The organism is Paenibacillus xylanivorans (assembly GCF_001280595.1).
Taxonomy (GTDB): domain Bacteria; phylum Bacillota; class Bacilli; order Paenibacillales; family Paenibacillaceae; genus Paenibacillus; species Paenibacillus xylanivorans.
The window spans coordinates 36,015-54,011 of record NZ_LITU01000004.1; the positions used below are offsets into that span (position 1 = coordinate 36,015).

Consider the following 17,997-nt stretch of genomic DNA (forward strand, 5'->3'; position numbering starts at 1 on the left):
TCCTTATACATACTTTGGAGAATATAGTTGTGTAAACTTCCACAGAAGGCGACCATGTACCCACTTCGCTCCATAGATACAAGGAAAAGCAAGAGGGAGGCCTTTAGTCCCCCCCTTGCTTTTCTGTATGGTTGTCCATATTTGAACAGTTTAGTGTATCACTCAGACAAACGTATTTGCTGAATGTATGCACCCGCTATCTTTACTTGCCGCTTGTATCTGTACCTTCACCTGTTGTTGTATCCTTTTCAGTTCCAGTTGTTCCTTGATCCGTTTTGGTATCTGTACCCGCATCGGTTTTTTCACCCTCAGTACCCTTTTCCGTTCCTGTACCGGTTGTACCTTCAGTCGTGCCTTCTTCAGCCTTGTCTGTTTTCGGCAGGTTTACTTCTTTTACGATTTTGTCCAGTTCGCTGGTCATAAATGTGTCGATCTCAGCAGCAGCCAATTGACTTTTCAGTGTTTCTTTTTGTTCAGCAGTCAATTTCGTGTAATCCGCTTCTGTACGTTTCTCTACCTTCATGACGTGATAACCATATTCAGTCTCTACAGGATCACTGATTTTGTTCAATGGCAGCGTTTTGGCCGCTTCCTTGAACGCATCTACCCAGCTGGCTACAGGTGTATCTTCATACAAGCCGCCGTTTTCTGCAGAACCTGTATCTTCGGAGTATTTCTTCGCAATTTCAGCAAAGTCTGCTCCGCCATCCAATTTTGCTTTCACTTCTTTCGCAAGTTTCAGTGCATCTTCTTTTTTACGCTCTTTTTGCGTTTTTGGATCAGTAAAGTTGATCAGTACGTGACGAACGGAAGCCGTTGTGAACTGATCTTTATTTTTCTCAAATTCAGCTTTAATCGCATCTTCCGTAACGCCAGTTTCTTTGTCCTTAATTACCGTCATGATGCGAGTCATGTAATCCTTGATGTTCTGGTCTGTAAGATTCTGAGCTTTCAGCATCTCAGTCCATTGATCAGCTTGAACAGAAGCTTTCATTTTGTCGAATTGCTCTGTCGCTGTTTTGGCACCCTCGGTTTTGGCTGCATCACTTGCTTTTCCACTCAAATATTCATAAGCAACTTCCTGTTTCACCAGGTATTCCTTGAAATCATCCATATCCATCATTTGTGCATATTCCGGATAGAGGAATTTCATGACCCGTTGCTCCATGTCAAATTCATTGGCTGTAATTGTACCGCCATCATACGTTGCGACTACAGCGCTTGTATCCTTCGTTTCCGGTGCTTTCGCTTCTTCTTTCTTGCCACACGCAGCAAGAAGTGATAAGGACAGTACTGCGACCATACTCACAGACAGTACTTTCCCTACTTTTTTATACTTTGCTAACATCCTTTAGTTCCCCCTTTGATTTAAAAGCACTTTTCATGGACTCTAGAAATTTCTCTACCAGCTCCATCAGTTGCTTGTCCCCAAGCCCTTTGCCTTTGACATGAATAAGCATATGGGGTCCTTGTTCAAATTGTACACGTCTTTCGAACTGATTTCCAATGTGCGCAATTTTGGAGAGCTCAAAGGCATGTTCACGGCCTTCGTAGAACTTCACTGTTAGATCGTCACCGCGTTGGGAAATCGACTCAATGCCGTAGATCTTGCCATAGACTTTCAGTCTGGCCACTGCCAGCAGATTAATCACGGCTTCTGGAAGATCACCGAATCGGTCAACCAATTCATCTTCCAGTTCCATCGCATCATCGAAGGAGGCGATAACCGCCACTTTTTTGTAAATCTCAATCTTCTGAATACTGTCATAAATATAATCAGACGGCAAGTACGCATCGATACTGAGATCCAGCGTTGTATTCCACTGATCGGATGGCACTGGCTCTTCGCCAAGCATCGTAACTTTGCGTTTGTTGATTTCCTCTGCCAGCATCTGAGAATACAGATCGAATCCGACGGAAGCAATGAAGCCGTGCTGCTCAGCTCCGAGCAGATTTCCCGCGCCGCGGATCGACAAATCGCGCATTGCGATCTTAAATCCGGAACCCAGTTCGGTGAATTCCTTAATCGATTGCAGACGTTTCTCAGCGACTTCGGTCAGCACTTTATCCCGTTGGTACGTGAAATAGGCATACGCAATCCGGTTGGAACGACCTACCCGTCCGCGTAGCTGATACAGCTGGGAGAGCCCCATTTTGTCTGCGTCATGCACGATCAGGGTATTTACGTTTGGAATATCCACCCCGGTCTCAATGATGCTTGTGCTGACGAGCACATCATATTCACCATCCAGGAAGTCCAGAATGGTCTTCTCCAGCTCCGTTTCCGACATCTGGCCATGTCCCACACCAACTCTGGCTTCAGGAACCAACTCAGATATCTCCGCGGCCATCTCCTGAATTCCCTGCACACGGTTATACAGGTAGTAGACCTGACCGCCGCGAGCCAATTCACGTTCAATAGCTTCGCGAACAAGCGCCTGACTGTGTTCAACAACGTAAGTCTGCACCGGAAAACGATTTTCTGGCGGTGTCTCGATAACCGACAGATCCCGAACGCCCAACATGGACATGTGAAGGGTACGCGGAATCGGCGTCGCTGTCAGTGTCAGCACGTCCACGTTTGTTTTCAGCTTTTTCAGTTTTTCCTTGTGTGTTACACCGAAGCGCTGTTCTTCATCTACTATTAACAATCCAAGATCCTTGAAGACCAGATCCTGTGACAATAATCGATGAGTACCGATGACGATATCGACGGTACCTGCCTTAATACCTTTGGCCGTCTCATTCTGTTCTTTACGTGAACGGAATCGACTAAGTACATGGATGTTGAATGGATAACCGGAGAATCGCTCACGGAACGTTTCATAATGCTGCTGTGCCAAAATGGTTGTAGGGACTAACACAGCAACCTGTTTCCCTTCAATGGCAGCCTTAAATGCAGCACGAATAGCGACCTCGGTTTTACCGTAACCGACATCTCCACACAATAAACGGTCCATCGGACGATTTTGTTCCATATCCTTCTTGATTTCTTCGATTGCACGCACCTGATCACGTGTCTCATCATAAGGGAACATGTCCTCGAACTCCTGCTGTTCCGCAGAGTCTTTGTCGAAGCCAAAACCTTTGGACGTCTGGCGTTCCGCATAAAGCTTGATTAGATCATCAGCAATATCCTGTACAGATGTGCGGACTTTATTTTTAACCCGTGTCCACTCATTGCCGCCCAGCTTATATATTTTCGGCTCTTTCTCTTCTGAACCGACATATTTCTGAATCAGATCAATCTGCTCAATCGGTACAGACAGTTTGTCTCCACCCGCATAGAGAATATGCATGTAGTCCTTGTGAATACCGCCAACCTCAAGTGTGCCGATCCCGAGATACTTACCAATCCCGTGATTCTGGTGAACGACATAATCGCCCACTTTCAGCTCACTATAGGATTTAATTCGTTCAGCATTGTCCACATTGCGAATCGGTTTGCGCACTTTGCGCTGCTTCTGCGAGAACATCTCGCCTTCGGTAACGACAGCCAGATGAATAGAGGGCATCTCAAATCCGGTTTGCAAATGGCCAATCAGCATTTCCGGCTCAGGTATATCATAATCCATGAGTACCCGGCGCATGCGATCGAGTCTTTCCTCACCGTTGGCCAGCATGAGCACCTTAACTCCGGCTTTCTGCCAGCGCTCCATCTCTGCTTTGAGCACGTTCATCTGACCATGGAAGTCCTGCATACCGCGGCTGATAAAGTTGAGGATGTTCTGTGGTTGGATATGAGGAACCTGACGCAAAAAGATGGACATAAACAGCGTTTGGAAAGGACGTTCATATATCAGATCATCCCCATCGGCCGACAGATGCAGATCAGGAAGGGTCTTCCCATTTTGCATCAAATGCAGATTCCACTCCGACTCATCCCGGTCAAGCTGTTTCGATGTCTCCGCCAGCCTTGCTGGCTCGTCGAGTACAAGCAACGTATCTTCTGGCATGTAGTCGTAAATCGTCTTATTCTCCGGATAGAGGGGTGAAATATATTTATACATTTCGGAGAAGTACACATGCTCCCGCAGAAGTTCGATCTCGCGATGAATTTCTTCTCGCAGGCGCAGCTTCGCCTGCCGGTCCGTCATTTTCTCCAACTGTTGGTCAAGCAAAATAACGGCTGCATCCGCAGCCTTCTCCATGCGTTCACGATCTGCAATTAACTCTTTGCACGGCAGTACCGTAACTTCCTCAATTCGTTCAATGGAACGCTGGTCTGCCGGATCAAATGTCCGAATGGAATCGATCTCATCGTCGAATAATTCCACACGATACGCAATGGACGATGTGACTGGATAGAAATCAATAATCCCCCCACGTACACTCATCTCGCCGCGTGACTCTACACGCTCCACGCGTTCATATCCGAGCTTCACCATCTCCAACAGGAATGAATCCAGCTCAAGCGTGTTGCCTTGTTTAATTGTAATCTGAGCATTAGCCATCACTTCCGGAAGTGGAACATAGCGCCGTACCCCGGAAAATGGAATAACAACAACGCCCCTGAATCCCTGGGCGCAACGGACCAACACATCAATACGCTGACCCAATGTTTCCGGACTGGATACCGCAGCTTCTGCGGCAACAAGTTCGTTGGCAGGATAGAGCAGTACCTGATTGGGTGAAAGCGCTTCCTGTAAATCTTCTGCGATTTTTTGAGCGGAAAACATATTGTGTGTCACAACGAGCAGGGGTCGGTTCATTTCCTGATGTAGGGCAGCCAGCATAATCTGACGCGCCGATCCGGATAAGCCCGAAACCAATTGCTCCTTCATGCCGGATGTAATTCCGGACGTAATGGACCCGAAGTCCGGATCTTTGGAAAAAGCCTGTATAAGTGCTTGTAACAAAAGGGGCACCTCTCTTATAACTTACTTGAGTATCTCACGCCTGCGCGCAGGTTTACCATATTAAAATTGGATACAAATTCCTTTTTGTCCTGTTTCATCATAAAGGATTAATCGCTACTTTGCCACATCGGTTTGATGTGGCTGAGCGCGAATTTAAACATAGTCAGGTTTCGTTCCAACTGAAAAGAAGCCTCAGCAGGCTGCCAAGGCTATAAAGGTGGAGCGGTATTCCGCAGCCGCCATCATCTGTCATAAGTTCTTGCTGCAGTGCGAGATAGCTATTGAAGCGGACTCGCAAGCAGACTCAGCTCAGGATTGAATTCCAGAGCTTCTTTGCAATAATCGCATGTAATCCGGACAGTAATATCGCCACCGGAATTATACGCTATTATATCCCTCCGCTCGTCGGGGGTCAAGAAATGAAAGCCCAGTTGCGCTTCCGTTATCCGGGCAGAATCGATTCGTCCAATAAAAGTACGGCAATGCCTGCACACATAATTCACTGACATGTTTATGCCTCCTGAACATGGTTTATACGTTCAGTATGCCCATTAAGACCGAATCGAACCCGAATCTTGATCATTTTTCCAACGTCACTTGCAGCGGTTTACCCATTGAACTTGGCCATTGTTTGCTCAAACGTATGATCCAAACTATGCTCCAATGCATCACAAGTCTGTTCGATCGTTTGATCGAGCGCTTCCTTTTCATTCTTCATAAATTTCGAAAGTACATAGTCTACAATGGCATGTCCCGGTTCCGGTCGGGATATTCCCATCCGTACCCGGTTAAACTGCTGTGTACCGGTATGCTGGATAATGGATTTGATTCCATTGTGACCACCTGCACTGCCCTGGTATCGCAATCTGACTTTTCCTGTTTCCGTGTCCATGTCGTCATAGACGACAATCAGGTCTTCCAGACTAACTTTATAAAAATCCATATAAGCCCTTACCGACTCGCCGGACAGGTTCATAAACGTCATTGGTTTAATCAGCACCGTTTTGACGCCACCAATTACACCTTCTCCAATCAGCGCCTTGCATTTGCTCTGCGTTATGGAGATATTATGACGATCTGCAAGTCGATCAAGTGCCATAAAGCCGATATTATGACGGGTTTTAGCGTAGTTCGGGCCTGGATTCCCGAGGCCGACAATCCACTTCATCTTGTTCCCTCCTTCGGATCAGCCTAAGGTGAAGCATAGACTTCGATTGTTATATTTCATATAATATCAACAAAGTGAAGTTCCTGTTTACGGTCATTTTCACAGCTTTTATTCATCAACCCAGGAAGGTGAGCGGGTTTTGCGCGAAGACAACGGACAACTGACTCAACATAGCGATTTTATCTATCATCTGGAATATCACGTACCTGTACAGGTATATGACCGCGACACCCATATTGAGATCGGACTAATCACACGTTTCGATAATCAATTTGTCGAAATTGCCGACACTCTTTTTCATCGGCGACGGTTCCGTTTTATCTCCCGCCCCGGATACTGAAATTCGGCAGGCACTGTTTCACTTCTCATATAACGGCACGCCGACAGGGGTTACATTTTCCGTTGATCCGGAAAACGTAACCCCTCTACTACTTTATGCAGACATCCTTATTCAATTTCAAACAACTTGCTGATTGACAATTCCTCATGAACCCGGATAATGGCTTCTCCGAGCAAAGGTGCTACAGACAACACTGTAAGTTTGCTTGTCGGGTTAGCGTGCGTAATCGGAATGGTATCCGTTACGATGACTTCCTTCAGCGGTGCATTCTCCAAGCGTTCCATCGCAGGTCCGGACAATACCGGGTGAGTACAGCAAGCGTATACTTCCTTCACGCCGCCTTCCATCAGAGCATTCGCTCCCAGTACAATCGTTCCCGCTGTATCAATGATGTCATCGATCAGAATTGCTGTTTTACCTTCGATGTTACCGATAATGTTCATCACTTCGCTGACGTTCGGCTCTGGACGACGTTTATCGATAATTGCGAGAGGTGCATTCAGGAAGTCCGCCAGTTTCCGAGCGCGCACTACGCCGCCGTGGTCAGGTGATACAACAACCGGATTTTCGATCTGTTTCGAGCGGAAATATTGAGCCAAAATCGGCACGCCGAGCAGATGATCGACTGGAATGTCGAAGAATCCCTGAATCTGCATTGCATGCAAGTCCATCGCAATTACACGGGTTGCACCCGCTTTTTCGATCAGATTGGCAACCAGTTTGGCTGTAATCGGGTCACGCGAACGGGCCTTGCGGTCCTGTCTGGCATAACCATAGTACGGAATGACGACGTTAATCGTCTTGGCAGATGCCCGTTTAAGCGCATCAATCATAACGAGCATTTCCATCAGGTTGTCATTAACCGGCAAGCAAGTAGACTGCACGATATAGACGTGACAGCCCCGAACACTCTCAGAGAGTTTCACTTGGATCTCACCATCACTGAAGCTGGTCGTGTGAGATTCACCCATAGGAATTCCGATATAATCAGCAATTTGATGGGCAAGCTTGGGGTTAGAATTGCAAGTAAATATTTTTAATTTCGAATCAAAATAAGTCATAAAATAAAAACCCTCCGTGCTGGTTCATTGGAATCTATAAGCGTCTGCGACATGTCGGCACCCCCCGATGTTCGGAAGGCAATTCTTAATATCAATACCCCTTATTCGGGTTTGGCATTTTGTTTCTTGGCTTTGGCACGACCGCGAATTTTCTCCGCATACCCAGGTTTGTTCTCCTGGCGTGGGCGGGCAATCGCAAGATCGTTGTCGGGAACAGAATGGGTAACGGTAGAGCCCGCAACAACATATGCGCCTTTTCCTACCGTGACAGGTGCAATCAGATTGACATTGCTGCCTACGAACGCATCGTCTTCAATCGTCGTTACAGCTTTATTATATCCATCATAATTCACCGTTATTGCCCCGCATCCAACATTTACGTTTTTCCCAACTTTAGCATCCCCAATATAACTGAGATGAGATACTTTGGAGCCTTCATCAATTGTAGCATTTTTCACTTCAACAAAGTCACCAATTTTTACGTTGCGGCCCAGTTTGGTGCCTGGACGCAAATAAGCAAATGGACCTACGGTTGCTTCTGATCCAACCTCAGCCTGTGACAGTACAGAATGTTTGATTGTAACCCCATCCTGAATGATACTATCTTCGATATCTGCCTGCGGACCAATATGGCATGCTTCACCAATGGTAGTCATACCTTTGAGTATGGTACCCGGATACAATACCGTATCTGATCCAATGGTAACATCCGCCCCGATATATGTCGATGCCGGATCGATGATCGTAACACCGTTCAACATATGTCTTACCGCCAAACGTTCACGCATGAACGCTTCTGCTTGTGAAAGAGCAAGCCGATCGTTAACCCCGATGGATTCCGCAATGTCATCTGACATATAGGCTTCTACCACTTCTCCATCATTACGGAAAATACCAACGACGTCAGTGAGATAATACTCTCCCTGCGCATTCTGGTTCGTCACTTTCTCCAATGCAGCGAACAACTTGGCATTATCGAAGCAGTACGTACCTGTGTTGATTTCATTCACAGCGTCTTCCTGCTCCGTGCAATCCTTCTGTTCCACAATACGCTGTACAGAACCATCTTCTCCTCGAATGACGCGGCCGTACCCTTTGGGATTATCGAGTTCAGCTGTGAGTACCGTTGCTGCTGCTCCGCGACTCTCATGAAGCTTCATCAGTCCTTCCAGCGTCTCGCTGGTCACAAGTGGTGTATCTCCACAGACAACAATGGTTGACCCTGATTCACTGCCAAGTAGGGATTTAACCTGTTTTACCGCATGTCCTGTTCCCAATTGTTCGGCCTGAAGCACGTACTCTGCTCTGGAACCCAAAAATGACTGCACCGCTTCGGCACCGTGGCCGACCACGACGACGCTGCGTTCAACGCCTGCGCGAAGAGCTGCATCCAGCACGTGACCCACCATCGGTTTACCGCATACGGGATGCAGTACCTTGTACAATTTCGATTTCATCCGTTTGCCTTGTCCTGCTGCAAGAACGATTGCCATTCTTTTCAAAATTTACGACCTCCTGTTCTGAAAAACCCATCGTTTGACCTTACCTGTATATATCCGATGAGTAACGTTCAGCCGGCTTTTGCCGGTCTTGTTCATCGCCTGCTGTCTCTGTAATCACGCGTAACAGCGGACACCAACAAATCGTGACCTATATGTATACGCCGTGTACCTGCGAGCTTAACCGAATCCCATGATTCCTAAGATGCCGCCCTGTTACCAAGCGCACGCTGCGCTTTTTGTTCTTTCAACATTTTGCAACATTCAAGCTGCGAAAATGCTCCTCTGTGAATAAACTCAATACTGAATATATCTTATTCCGGTCAAAAAGAAAAGAGAGCCATAAGACATGGCTCTCTTTTCCTTCGAACCCCAATAATGTTCTCAGGCACCTTCTTCAATGACTTCTTCCTCAGTTGCTGCGCGATCATACTCAGTCAAAACAGCTGCTTGAATCTTCTCGCGAGTACCGGAAGAGATCGGGTGGGCGATATCACGGAATTCTCCGTCAGGAGTCCGCTTGCTCGGCATAGCAACAAACATTCCGTTATTGCCATCGATGACGCGAATGTCATGAACGACGAATTCGTTATCGATGGTAATGGATGCGATAGCCTTCATTCTCCCCTCAGAGTTAACACGGCGGAGTCTGACATCCGTAATTTGCATGTGTGTGTTCACCACCTTTTTCCATCAGAACTTGGTGTATAATTCCACACAGCCTATACGAACTCCTTCTTTTTATAACCACAAAAATGTCCTAATTTCAGGAATTTTTTTATTTAATACACAATTCGACAACGTTAGTGCCAGGTCGATGAAAAAGAACCTTTCCCGACATGTAATTCGTCATGGTTCTACAGGTCGAAATAGTTGCCAGGCTTGACGGAGATGTGTCTGCTCTTCGCATCAACCGCCGTCAGCTTTGCCAGAGATATGTAATCCGTCAGCAGTCGTTCTTCCGAATCAACCGAACCAGATTCTACTAATACGCCTACCCCGGCCACTGTTGCATTAAACTCGGCCAATAGGTCGATCATCCCTTGCACGGTTCCCCCGGCTTTCATAAAATCATCTACAATAAGCACTCTGGAGTGCTCACGCATTGCCCTGCGAGATAGGGACATGGTATGTAGGCTTTTATGGGACCCGGATACATAATTGATACTTACGGCCGATCCTTCCGTAGCCTGATGGTCCCTGCGCACGAGCACAACAGGCAGGTTAAGCTGGGCTCCGGTCGCATAAGCAAGCGGAATCCCTTTAGTCTCGACCGTCATCACCACATCAATATCCATATTGCCAAAGGCCGTTGCAAAAATCTTGCCGGCTTCATTCATCAATGCGGGCTGTCCAAGCAGGTCGGACATGTACAGGTATTCACCAGGGAGTATCCGATCTGGCTGCGCGAGCTGGGTAGAAAGTCGTTCTGCAAAAGCCAGTGCCAGTTCCCTGGACACCTTTGGAATCCACTTTACTCCCCCGGCTGCTCCAGCCAGTGTATGCAGTTCTCCCGAACCACCTTCTTCGAACACTTCCTTGATAATCGCCAAATCTTCACTGATCGACGACTTCGCAGCTCCATAGCGTTCGGCAAATGTAGTCAACGGAATAACCGTATGCGGTCTAGACAATAAGTACTGCGTCATTTCAACCAGCCTTGCGCTTCGTTTTAATTTCTTCACAGAGATCCATCCTCACGATCACGGAAAACATCCAAATCCGAATAATTATTTAAAAATATACCACCTTTATACGTGTTTGTACATTATAAAAGCGAATTTTAAGTTAGCATACGTACAGCATACACTTCTTTACAGAAGCCTCGTAGTCCATTGTAGATCCGGGCAACTTTGGACTCCTTGGAGACCAGCCCAAACACGGTTGGACCACTACCTGACATTAATACTCCGTCTGCTCCGAGCCGAATCATGGCATCTTTCAGATGCTGGACTTCCGGATACAGCTTCAATGTTACGTCTTCAAGAACATTCCCCATCTGTCCGCACACTTCGGTAAAGGATTGGTTGCGAATGGCCTGCTCCATTTTGGCAGCACTCGGATGTCGAACAATCTTGTCGCTGCGGAAACGTCCATATACGTCGGCTGTGGACACATTAATCGGCGGCTTGGCTAAGATCACCCAGCATTGCGGGGGATTGGGCATCGGTGTGAGCTTCTCCCCGCGGCCTGTGGCGAGTGCTGTTCCACCTGTAATGCAAAAAGGCACATCAGAGCCCAGTTCGGCTCCGAGCTCCTGCAGCTCTTGATCCGGGATGTTGAGACGCCAGAGGCGATTCAATCCACGGAGCGTTGCTGCTGCATCACTACTGCCACCAGCAAGTCCAGCGGCCACCGGGATTTTTTTGTCCAGATGAATATGAACTCCGGTTCTCACGTCATAACGCTCTTTAATGAGCCTGGCTGCCTGAAAAGCCAAGTTCTTCTCATCCAGGGGAATATATCCCGCCTGACTGGAGATAAAGATCGTGTCACGAGGAAGCTCAGACATCTCCAGTCGATCGGCAAGATCAACCATCGTCATGATCATCTCAACTTCGTGAAATCCATCTCTTCTTTTATGTAAAACGTCTAGCATCAAATTGATTTTAGCAGGCGCTTTTTCGTAAATTTTCAAGGCGTTCACCCGTCCTCACCTTTTCCCTAAGACAACTTAACATATTATATCAAAATGGGGCTGTCAAGTCATTTCTATTCCGCATCCATGGGGAAAAAGCGAGGTCATTCCTGCCGGATTGCCCCGCTCTCCAAACCGATTGAACCGGATTATGATTTGCGTGCCGCTTCTTCCGCAAGTTGAATGGCCCGTTTCACCATATTGCCAGCATCCTTTGCTTTGATCCCGCCCCAACCTTCCTGCTGAACGGTATCATAGAACCCCAGGTCTTTTGCCAGTTCATTCTTGAGTTCATCCGACATTACACTTCTTCTTCTCCGGCTCATGGATCATCCTCCTCCAAAATGTTCATTCATGATAAGTCCATTCGTATCCGGGACTATTTGCCCCCAGGCCAAGCTCATTCCTTTGATCTACCCCAGGAAAATGCCTTAAACCTGTCCAAATAGTATGCCGCTTCTTCCCCAGACTCATTCCTGATCATATATGGCTTCCCCTTGAATCAAGGGTGACTTCCAAAAAAATAAAAAAAGCGACTCTGCCCAAAGGGCAGAATCGCGTAAATCGATACTTACGTCTCCATGTAGGAGCTATGCGTCTGGCTGCCTGGATCAAATACCATGACTTCCACCGATTCCGTAAGTATATCAGCATAACTGTAGGATACTCGCTTGAAAGTTTCTTGCTCCTCATCAAGCTTGACAATAAAAACAGAAGGGTACGTTTCTTCCAATACACCCGTACGCTCAATGGTCTTACGGCGGCCACCATTAGCCCGCAGCATAATTTTCTGACCAATATGTGCATCGAGATTGCGTTTGATATCCAATAGCGTATTTTTAGCCATTGTCGACGACCACCTCTTTTCTTGTCCATTATACCGGATTTTACAGTCATTGTCAAATCAAAACTAATTATTATATCAGTATCAAAAAGTTGTTGTCAATGAATTTTTTTGCGAAGAAAAAAAGCCACTAAATGGGACTTTATTCCGTCATCTTCAGACGGCTGACGGATTCACTTTTAACGTGGATAAATCATTCAATCCCGGTAGACCTACCCGATAACTTCCCCGTGTCTCTACGCCGCCCACACCCTGGCTACCACTGATCGTGTTATGCAGAACGTCGTTCATGTTCACCGTTTCTCGCACCGACGTGAAGGCCGCCTTGGCTGCCACATAGACTGGATCTAAGGCATGAATGAGAATTCTGCCTGGTGAACTGGCGAAGTTCGCGCCAGCCCGTAGTAAGGCCTCAAAGTGGGACTGACACGCGCCAGCTACAATCGTGAGCGCATCCAGATGACGTTCATATTGCCTAGCTACCTGAATAGCTGATACGAAGTTTTGTGAATTTTTGTAGCTTCCCAGACTATATAAGTCATAGGGCTGACGAGTTTTGAGTACCCCGTCATGGCCAGTAATGACGACAATATCCGGACGAACTTTGGGCAGCAGACGATATAAAGTGTCCGCCATGGCAGCCTCGTGCACATATTGCCCCTCTGCGGGAACACGAAGTTGCTCATAAAGGTTCATGCTTTTTTTCAAATAATTAGGATCACCATCTAGGTGCAGCACTTTGCCAGGCATCTCGAAATAAGCCGGGTCTTGTTGAACAGACCATTCCTGAACTATACCTTCACGATTGCGCTCGGCCTGTTCCATCCGATTCTGCTGCAGGCGTGAGAGCGTCTGATGTGCCTTCACATGGGCCTGCCTTGTCTTGGCACTCTGCGGTTCATAAGGAACCTGTATCAAATCGTCCACAGGGGAATCGGCTAACAGCCGGAACTCGGTCCCTTTAATGATGGCACCGTCCGACTGGAGGCCTTCCACCCGGAAAGTCACATCTCCTCCGTATGACTTTCGAACGACCAAGTCTCCGATATTCATCAACATAATCACCTCTACCCCATCGTATGGGCAGAAACCCGGATTGGTTCATCCGAATTTTACAGAGCTGCGCGTACCCCAGCTTCCCACATTACGGTACTGAGTGTCGCGTATTCCTGCAGACTCAATGTTTCTCCTCGTCTCGAAGGTTGAATACCGGCCTGCTCCAATAGCTGATCAGCCTGTTCTCTGTTCTCCTTCGTGAAGAAACGAGCTTTCAGATTATTCGAGATCGTTTTTCTACGCTGAGCGAAAGAAGCCTGTACCACTTCGAAGAAATGTGCCTCGTCGGGAATTTCAACCGGCGGTTGCTCACGCACCTTTAACTTAATTACAGCCGATTCCACATTAGGCTGCGGAATAAAGACTGTAGGCGGCACAATACAGACCAATTCCGGCGTACTGTAGTACTGAACCGCAATGCTCAGACTGCCATAGTCCTTTGATCCTGGTGCAGCAGCCATACGTTCAGCCACTTCCTTCTGGATCATGACCACAATGCTGTCCACAGGCAGCTTCTCTTCGAGCAACTTCATCATGATTGGTGTCGTTACATAATAAGGCAGATTGGCTACAACACTCACTTTATCTACTGTTCCAAAATCCGTGCGGAATAACTCAGCCAGATCCAGCTTCAGTACATCCCCGTGATGCACACGAACGTTCGGATAAGGCTGCATCACTTCCCCCAGAATCGGCAACAGTCGCTGATCTATCTCTACAGCCGTTACAGGCCCGGCTACCCGAGCCAGACGTTCTGTGAGTGCGCCAATACCCGGTCCGATCTCAAGTGCGCCTTTGGACTCGTCCAAATCAGCTGCATTTACAATTTTGTTCAATATATTTTGATCGATCAGAAAGTTCTGACCTAGGCTCTTCTTAAATGAAAATCCGTGTCTTTGAATAATTTCTTTGGTTCGTTTGGGTGTTGCGATCTCTACGGTTTCTTCCATGCCCTTCATACGCTCACAATCCTTCACGTTCAATTTGCGATAATGCTTCGGAGAATTCTTCCCGGGTAATCTGGAATACACTCAACCGCTTGTGGAACTGCTTGCCGTTGCAATACCCTATGCCCAGCAGATTGCCTATCTCCATACGGCGTGCAGCAGCCTGTGGGTGCACAATCAGTCCCGCTGCAATCAGATCCTCCCAATCAATCAGACTTGGTGCGCCTTCATAAGACGTGTGCACACGTGCCAGTGCATGACGAATGGCCTCCGGTGAGGCATTCTCCACTCCGATGTCGCCTTTACGCGTAGCATCCGCCTCCGGAATAAAAGCATGCTTGCAACCAGGTACTTTATTGGCGATGATTTTACGAATACGTTCACCCGCATGATCCGGATCTGTTAGCACGATGACACCACGTCTCTCTTGAGCAAGTGCAATCCGCTTTAGAATACGCTGATTGATGGCTGACCCACCGGTCTCGATCGTATCTGCCTGTACCGCACGGCGAATGGCTACGGTGTCGTCACGGCCTTCCACCACGATCACTTCTTTTATCATGTTCCATTTCTTCCTTTCTAACGCAAAAAGAAGAGGAATATCCTCTTCTCTGCCAAACGGCGGGGGAGACTGAATTCAGACCCCTCCGCCGCATATTCCGCATGAATCATTCATGCTTATATTTTATAGCATTCCCATATCAAAGTAAAACGATTTTAGTTCGCTTCCGGCTTCACCGGACCAATCACATATACCGTCTTGCCTTTCTTCCGTCCGAAGTTCAGGGCATGTTTCACACTATCATAATACACATCAATTTTGTTGCCTTTAATGGCACCACCTGTGTCTTCCGCACGCCGGAAGCCAAGGCCCTCGATATACACCCACCAGCCAATCGGAATGATTTTGGGATCAACCGCAATGGTACGTCCCTCGGTTACCCGAGTACCTGATGCTGTTTTTGTGCCGATACCGGGCTCTTCAGAAGAGTATGCCGTCATGGATACATTTTTCAAAACTTTAGAATATTTAAAAGAACTGCCTGAGACGGTAATTACTTTGCTGCCCGAGGCAGCGGTTTTCTTCGAGTTCGTGGTTGTTGCTGTTTTTGTCGTGGAAGTCTGCGCCGATACTGTCTGAATCACCGGCTCTTTCACAACAGGTTTGGCTTTGGTACCAACGGCGATAACTTTATCGACGCGATTCGTTGCAATCGATTTGCCGACCATTTTTTTGGAGACCAATTCTCCATCCTGGAACACCTTTTCAATATGCTGTACAAGTGTGCCTTCTTTACCGCTCACAACGACACGATTGTCGCCTTTGTACAAGCTAGGGTCAGCCGTTTTGATCACTTTATAAGCAATTGGCTGTTCCACTTCCACCGTACGCTTTGTTACGCGCACTACACGGATTTTCATATCCGCTTCAATAGTGGTTCCAAGCGCAGGATATACTTTGTCTTCACTTGCAATCTGAATACCTGATTTGTGAATCGCATCTTTTACCGAAGAATCGGTTGTATACAGAGTCTTGGTGTCTCCGTCTGCCGTAATCTTAACTGGAACGGCCCGCTCAATAACGATGCGGTCTCCATCTGTGATTGCCCCGTTCAAGGGCATGGATACCTGATCGTGAGGGCTGACTGTGATTGACTGCTCCTCCAGCATTTCCTGAAGCATTCCTGTACGAGTCTCTACCGCCTGAGCTTTGCCATCAATAACCAGTGAAATTTGTTTCCCGGCCTGACCGTAAACGACTAACAAGATCATGATTGTAAGCGCAATTGAGAAAATCGCGATCAATGCCATTTGACGCAAGTTCTCATGCTTCCACCGCAACGCGAAAGACTTACTGGATGATCGTGACTCATGGGTCTCTTCTGGTTGGAATGTGCCCACTTCTCCGTCCTCCTTCATAGCCTCGCCGTCTAAAGTAATGCATGATGTCTTTGACGCGACTATACCAAATTTTCTACAGAACACAGATCGGACCAACATAATCCGGTTCTGCACCATGAATCACTCTTCGCAACATGATGTCATCCTCCTGAATACTTACCGTATGATGACAGTATTTCTTTTATTCAAAAACAAAAAAGCCAAAGAAAGAGTTTAAGAGGAACTCTTTCGTGGCTTCCGAATGATTCTGAATATCGGAAATTCATGCACGAGGTTGCCTCTCTTTTTCCGCTTGCGAGGTTAGCTGTCGGGTTCGGGCGAAAGAGAGCCGCCCTATCTCCGGTCATCCGCTCATGGCGGACGCCCTTGAATTCACCCCGAGACCCAAAGAAGAAATCAAATACGACTTCGCAGATTCATACGCTGCTTTTGGGTCAGCGCATGTTGCGCATCGGCTGCAATCACCGATGTTTAAGCCCTATTGGTTCCCCCGCTCTCCGTTAACGGAGACTCAGCGAGACTGATTCATGAAAGTAATGTTGTTTCATCGGAAAGTGTCCCTTTGTTCATCCCCCGAACATCTGTCCAATTTTCCGCACAACAATTCACTGAAAAGATGATATCCTGTTTCTATGCATGTTGTAAAGCGTTGTTCAAGTACGTTTTTCTAAATATTTGGTTAAAATATTGTAATATTCTTGATTTATTTAGGTCAAAAAGCAAATTAACTCCGCCTTACTCACTTTTTCACCCGTTTTGCTCGATATTTTAACGAATCCCAAATCGTTCCATGGCATTTTTGGTCGTTATTGCTACAATTTCCTCTACCGAAATGCCTTTAATTTCCGCAGCTGCTTCTGCAACCAGACGTACATGCGCTGTCTCATTACGTTTTCCACGATAAGGGTGGGGTGTCAAATAAGGAGAGTCCGTTTCAATGAAAAATCGGTCCATAGGAACCTTCTCAAGCACCTCTTTCGGCTGCTTCGCATTTTTGAACGTAATTGGCCCTCCGAAGGAAAGATGAAAGCCCAGATCCAGGCACATTTTCGCCGTTTCCCAGCTGCCAGAGAACGAATGCATGACACCGCCTACTTCTCCGGCCTTCTCTTCACGCAGAATCCTCACAATATCCTCATGCGCATCCCGGTTGTGAATGACGATTGGCATATTCAACTCCCGGGCCAGACTAATCTGTTGTCGCAATACGCGATGTTGAACCTCTTTTGGTGAAGTATCCCAGTAATAGTCTAGACCAATTTCACCGATGGCTACCACTTTTTCATGCTTGCATAAAGATGCAATCCATTCCAGATCACCCTCCTGCATCGTGATTGCATCCACAGGGTGCCAGCCTACCGCAGCATATATAAAATCATAGGTCTCAGCCAGCTTCATCGTGGATGGGATAGTCTCCCGGTTAAAGCCCACGTTAATCATGCGGCCAACGCCTGCATCCACAGCACGCTGAATCATTTCCTCGCGGTCCTCGTCGAATTGTGGTGCATCCAGGTGGGTATGTGTGTCGAATAACATCATGCTGTATTTCTCCCTTCATGTCGAATAAACGACTATCTCTTTTTAATCTATCCTGCAGATCTTAACCAGAACATAAATATTACTAAATGGATCATGCTTTTTTCTATATTTCATTCCATTAGTTCATTGAGCACAACATGTAGA

The 17,997-nt window shown here is 47.1% G+C and carries 17 protein-coding genes and 1 riboswitch; of the genes, 1 reads left to right on the forward strand and 16 read right to left on the reverse strand.

Going from position 1 to position 17,997, the window contains the following annotated elements; translation table 11 throughout:
* Nucleotides 1-202 precede the first annotated feature (202 nt).
* From AMS66_RS00195 to pth, 4 genes are all read right to left on the reverse strand, one after another.
* Nucleotides 203-1,348, reverse strand: a complete 1,146-nt coding sequence (locus AMS66_RS00195) for a peptidylprolyl isomerase (RefSeq protein WP_053778924.1) — start codon at nucleotides 1,346-1,348, stop codon at nucleotides 203-205.
* Nucleotides 1,332-4,859, reverse strand: coding sequence for a transcription-repair coupling factor (mfd, locus tag AMS66_RS00200; protein WP_053778925.1), 3,528 nt, complete (start codon nucleotides 4,857-4,859; stop codon nucleotides 1,332-1,334). Before mfd ends, AMS66_RS00195 begins: the two co-directional genes overlap by 17 nt.
* 278 nt (nucleotides 4,860-5,137) lie before the next feature.
* Nucleotides 5,138-5,368, reverse strand: a complete 231-nt coding sequence (locus tag AMS66_RS00205; RefSeq protein WP_024633714.1) for an anti-sigma-F factor Fin family protein — start codon at nucleotides 5,366-5,368, stop codon at nucleotides 5,138-5,140.
* Between the two features lie 98 nt (nucleotides 5,369-5,466).
* Nucleotides 5,467-6,027, reverse strand: a complete 561-nt coding sequence (gene pth, locus AMS66_RS00210) for an aminoacyl-tRNA hydrolase (RefSeq protein WP_053778926.1) — start codon at nucleotides 6,025-6,027, stop codon at nucleotides 5,467-5,469.
* Nucleotides 6,028-6,166: 139 nt separating this feature from the next.
* On the opposite strand from pth, the gene AMS66_RS00215 reads away from it, so the two are divergent.
* Nucleotides 6,167-6,367, forward strand: coding sequence for a hypothetical protein (locus tag AMS66_RS00215; RefSeq protein WP_024633712.1), 201 nt, complete (start codon nucleotides 6,167-6,169; stop codon nucleotides 6,365-6,367).
* A 107-nt stretch (nucleotides 6,368-6,474) separates the two neighbouring features.
* Here AMS66_RS00215 and AMS66_RS00220 read toward each other — a convergent pair whose 3' ends face one another.
* The 12 genes from AMS66_RS00220 to AMS66_RS00275 form a co-directional block, all read right to left on the reverse strand.
* Nucleotides 6,475-7,428, reverse strand: coding sequence for a ribose-phosphate diphosphokinase (locus AMS66_RS00220; RefSeq protein ID WP_053778927.1), 954 nt, complete (start codon nucleotides 7,426-7,428; stop codon nucleotides 6,475-6,477).
* 101 nt (nucleotides 7,429-7,529) lie between these two features.
* Nucleotides 7,530-8,921 carry a bifunctional UDP-N-acetylglucosamine diphosphorylase/glucosamine-1-phosphate N-acetyltransferase GlmU gene (glmU, locus tag AMS66_RS00225; RefSeq protein WP_407944513.1) on the reverse strand — a complete coding sequence of 464 codons (1,392 nt, stop codon included), beginning with the start codon at nucleotides 8,919-8,921 and terminating at the stop codon, nucleotides 7,530-7,532.
* 390 nt (nucleotides 8,922-9,311) lie between these two features.
* Complete coding sequence (gene spoVG / locus AMS66_RS00230; RefSeq protein ID WP_017691372.1) at nucleotides 9,312-9,596, reverse strand: septation regulator SpoVG; 285 nt, start codon at nucleotides 9,594-9,596, stop codon at nucleotides 9,312-9,314.
* A gap of 188 nt (nucleotides 9,597-9,784) precedes the next feature.
* Nucleotides 9,785-10,612, reverse strand: a complete 828-nt coding sequence (purR, locus tag AMS66_RS00235) for a pur operon repressor (RefSeq protein ID WP_053778929.1) — start codon at nucleotides 10,610-10,612, stop codon at nucleotides 9,785-9,787.
* A 98-nt stretch (nucleotides 10,613-10,710) separates the two neighbouring features.
* Nucleotides 10,711-11,565, reverse strand: coding sequence for a 4-(cytidine 5'-diphospho)-2-C-methyl-D-erythritol kinase (ispE, locus tag AMS66_RS00240; protein ID WP_053778950.1), 855 nt, complete (start codon nucleotides 11,563-11,565; stop codon nucleotides 10,711-10,713).
* A 149-nt stretch (nucleotides 11,566-11,714) separates the two neighbouring features.
* Complete coding sequence (locus AMS66_RS00245) at nucleotides 11,715-11,891, reverse strand: small, acid-soluble spore protein, alpha/beta type (protein WP_053778930.1); 177 nt, start codon at nucleotides 11,889-11,891, stop codon at nucleotides 11,715-11,717.
* Between the two features lie 245 nt (nucleotides 11,892-12,136).
* The gene (gene veg, locus AMS66_RS00250; RefSeq protein WP_053778931.1) at nucleotides 12,137-12,412 is read right to left on the reverse strand and encodes a biofilm formation stimulator Veg; all 276 of its coding nucleotides are present in this window, start codon (nucleotides 12,410-12,412) and stop codon (nucleotides 12,137-12,139) included.
* Between the two features lie 153 nt (nucleotides 12,413-12,565).
* Nucleotides 12,566-13,462, reverse strand: a complete 897-nt coding sequence (yabG, locus tag AMS66_RS00255) for a sporulation peptidase YabG (RefSeq protein ID WP_053778932.1) — start codon at nucleotides 13,460-13,462, stop codon at nucleotides 12,566-12,568.
* A gap of 59 nt (nucleotides 13,463-13,521) precedes the next feature.
* Nucleotides 13,522-14,424, reverse strand: a complete 903-nt coding sequence (gene rsmA / locus AMS66_RS00260; RefSeq protein ID WP_053778933.1) for a 16S rRNA (adenine(1518)-N(6)/adenine(1519)-N(6))-dimethyltransferase RsmA — start codon at nucleotides 14,422-14,424, stop codon at nucleotides 13,522-13,524.
* 4 nt (nucleotides 14,425-14,428) lie between these two features.
* A complete protein-coding gene (gene rnmV / locus AMS66_RS00265) occupies nucleotides 14,429-14,974 on the reverse strand; it encodes a ribonuclease M5 (RefSeq protein WP_053778934.1) in 546 nt (181 codons plus the stop codon).
* A 155-nt stretch (nucleotides 14,975-15,129) separates the two neighbouring features.
* The gene (locus tag AMS66_RS00270; protein WP_053778935.1) at nucleotides 15,130-16,314 is read right to left on the reverse strand and encodes a 3D domain-containing protein; all 1,185 of its coding nucleotides are present in this window, start codon (nucleotides 16,312-16,314) and stop codon (nucleotides 15,130-15,132) included.
* Nucleotides 16,315-16,587: 273 nt separating this feature from the next.
* Nucleotides 16,588-16,841, reverse strand: a riboswitch (cyclic di-AMP (ydaO/yuaA leader).
* A 241-nt stretch (nucleotides 16,842-17,082) separates the two neighbouring features.
* The gene (locus tag AMS66_RS00275) at nucleotides 17,083-17,853 is read right to left on the reverse strand and encodes a TatD family hydrolase (protein ID WP_181014074.1); all 771 of its coding nucleotides are present in this window, start codon (nucleotides 17,851-17,853) and stop codon (nucleotides 17,083-17,085) included.
* Between the last annotated feature and the right edge of the window lie 144 nt (nucleotides 17,854-17,997).

What these genes read in the sequence shown, in the direction of transcription:
- AMS66_RS00195 (WP_053778924.1), bottom strand. Translation starts at nt 1,348, where the DNA reads ATGTTAGCAAAGTATAAAAAAGTAGGGAAAGTACTGTCTGTGAGTATG.
- AMS66_RS00205 (WP_024633714.1), bottom strand. Translation starts at nt 5,368, where the DNA reads ATGTCAGTGAATTATGTGTGCAGGCATTGCCGTACTTTTATTGGACGA.
- pth (WP_053778926.1), bottom strand. Translation starts at nt 6,027, where the DNA reads ATGAAGTGGATTGTCGGCCTCGGGAATCCAGGCCCGAACTACGCTAAA.
- AMS66_RS00220 (WP_053778927.1), bottom strand. Translation starts at nt 7,428, where the DNA reads ATGACTTATTTTGATTCGAAATTAAAAATATTTACTTGCAATTCTAAC.
- glmU (WP_407944513.1), bottom strand. Translation starts at nt 8,921, where the DNA reads ATGGCAATCGTTCTTGCAGCAGGACAAGGCAAACGGATGAAATCGAAA.
- spoVG (WP_017691372.1), bottom strand. Translation starts at nt 9,596, where the DNA reads ATGCAAATTACGGATGTCAGACTCCGCCGTGTTAACTCTGAGGGGAGA.
- AMS66_RS00245 (WP_053778930.1), bottom strand. Translation starts at nt 11,891, where the DNA reads ATGAGCCGGAGAAGAAGAAGTGTAATGTCGGATGAACTCAAGAATGAA.
- veg (WP_053778931.1), bottom strand. Translation starts at nt 12,412, where the DNA reads ATGGCTAAAAATACGCTATTGGATATCAAACGCAATCTCGATGCACAT.
- yabG (WP_053778932.1), bottom strand. Translation starts at nt 13,462, where the DNA reads ATGAATATCGGAGACTTGGTCGTTCGAAAGTCATACGGAGGAGATGTG.
- rsmA (WP_053778933.1), bottom strand. Translation starts at nt 14,424, where the DNA reads ATGAAGGGCATGGAAGAAACCGTAGAGATCGCAACACCCAAACGAACC.
- rnmV (WP_053778934.1), bottom strand. Translation starts at nt 14,974, where the DNA reads ATGATAAAAGAAGTGATCGTGGTGGAAGGCCGTGACGACACCGTAGCC.
- AMS66_RS00275 (WP_181014074.1), bottom strand. Translation starts at nt 17,853, where the DNA reads ATGATGTTATTCGACACACATACCCACCTGGATGCACCACAATTCGAC.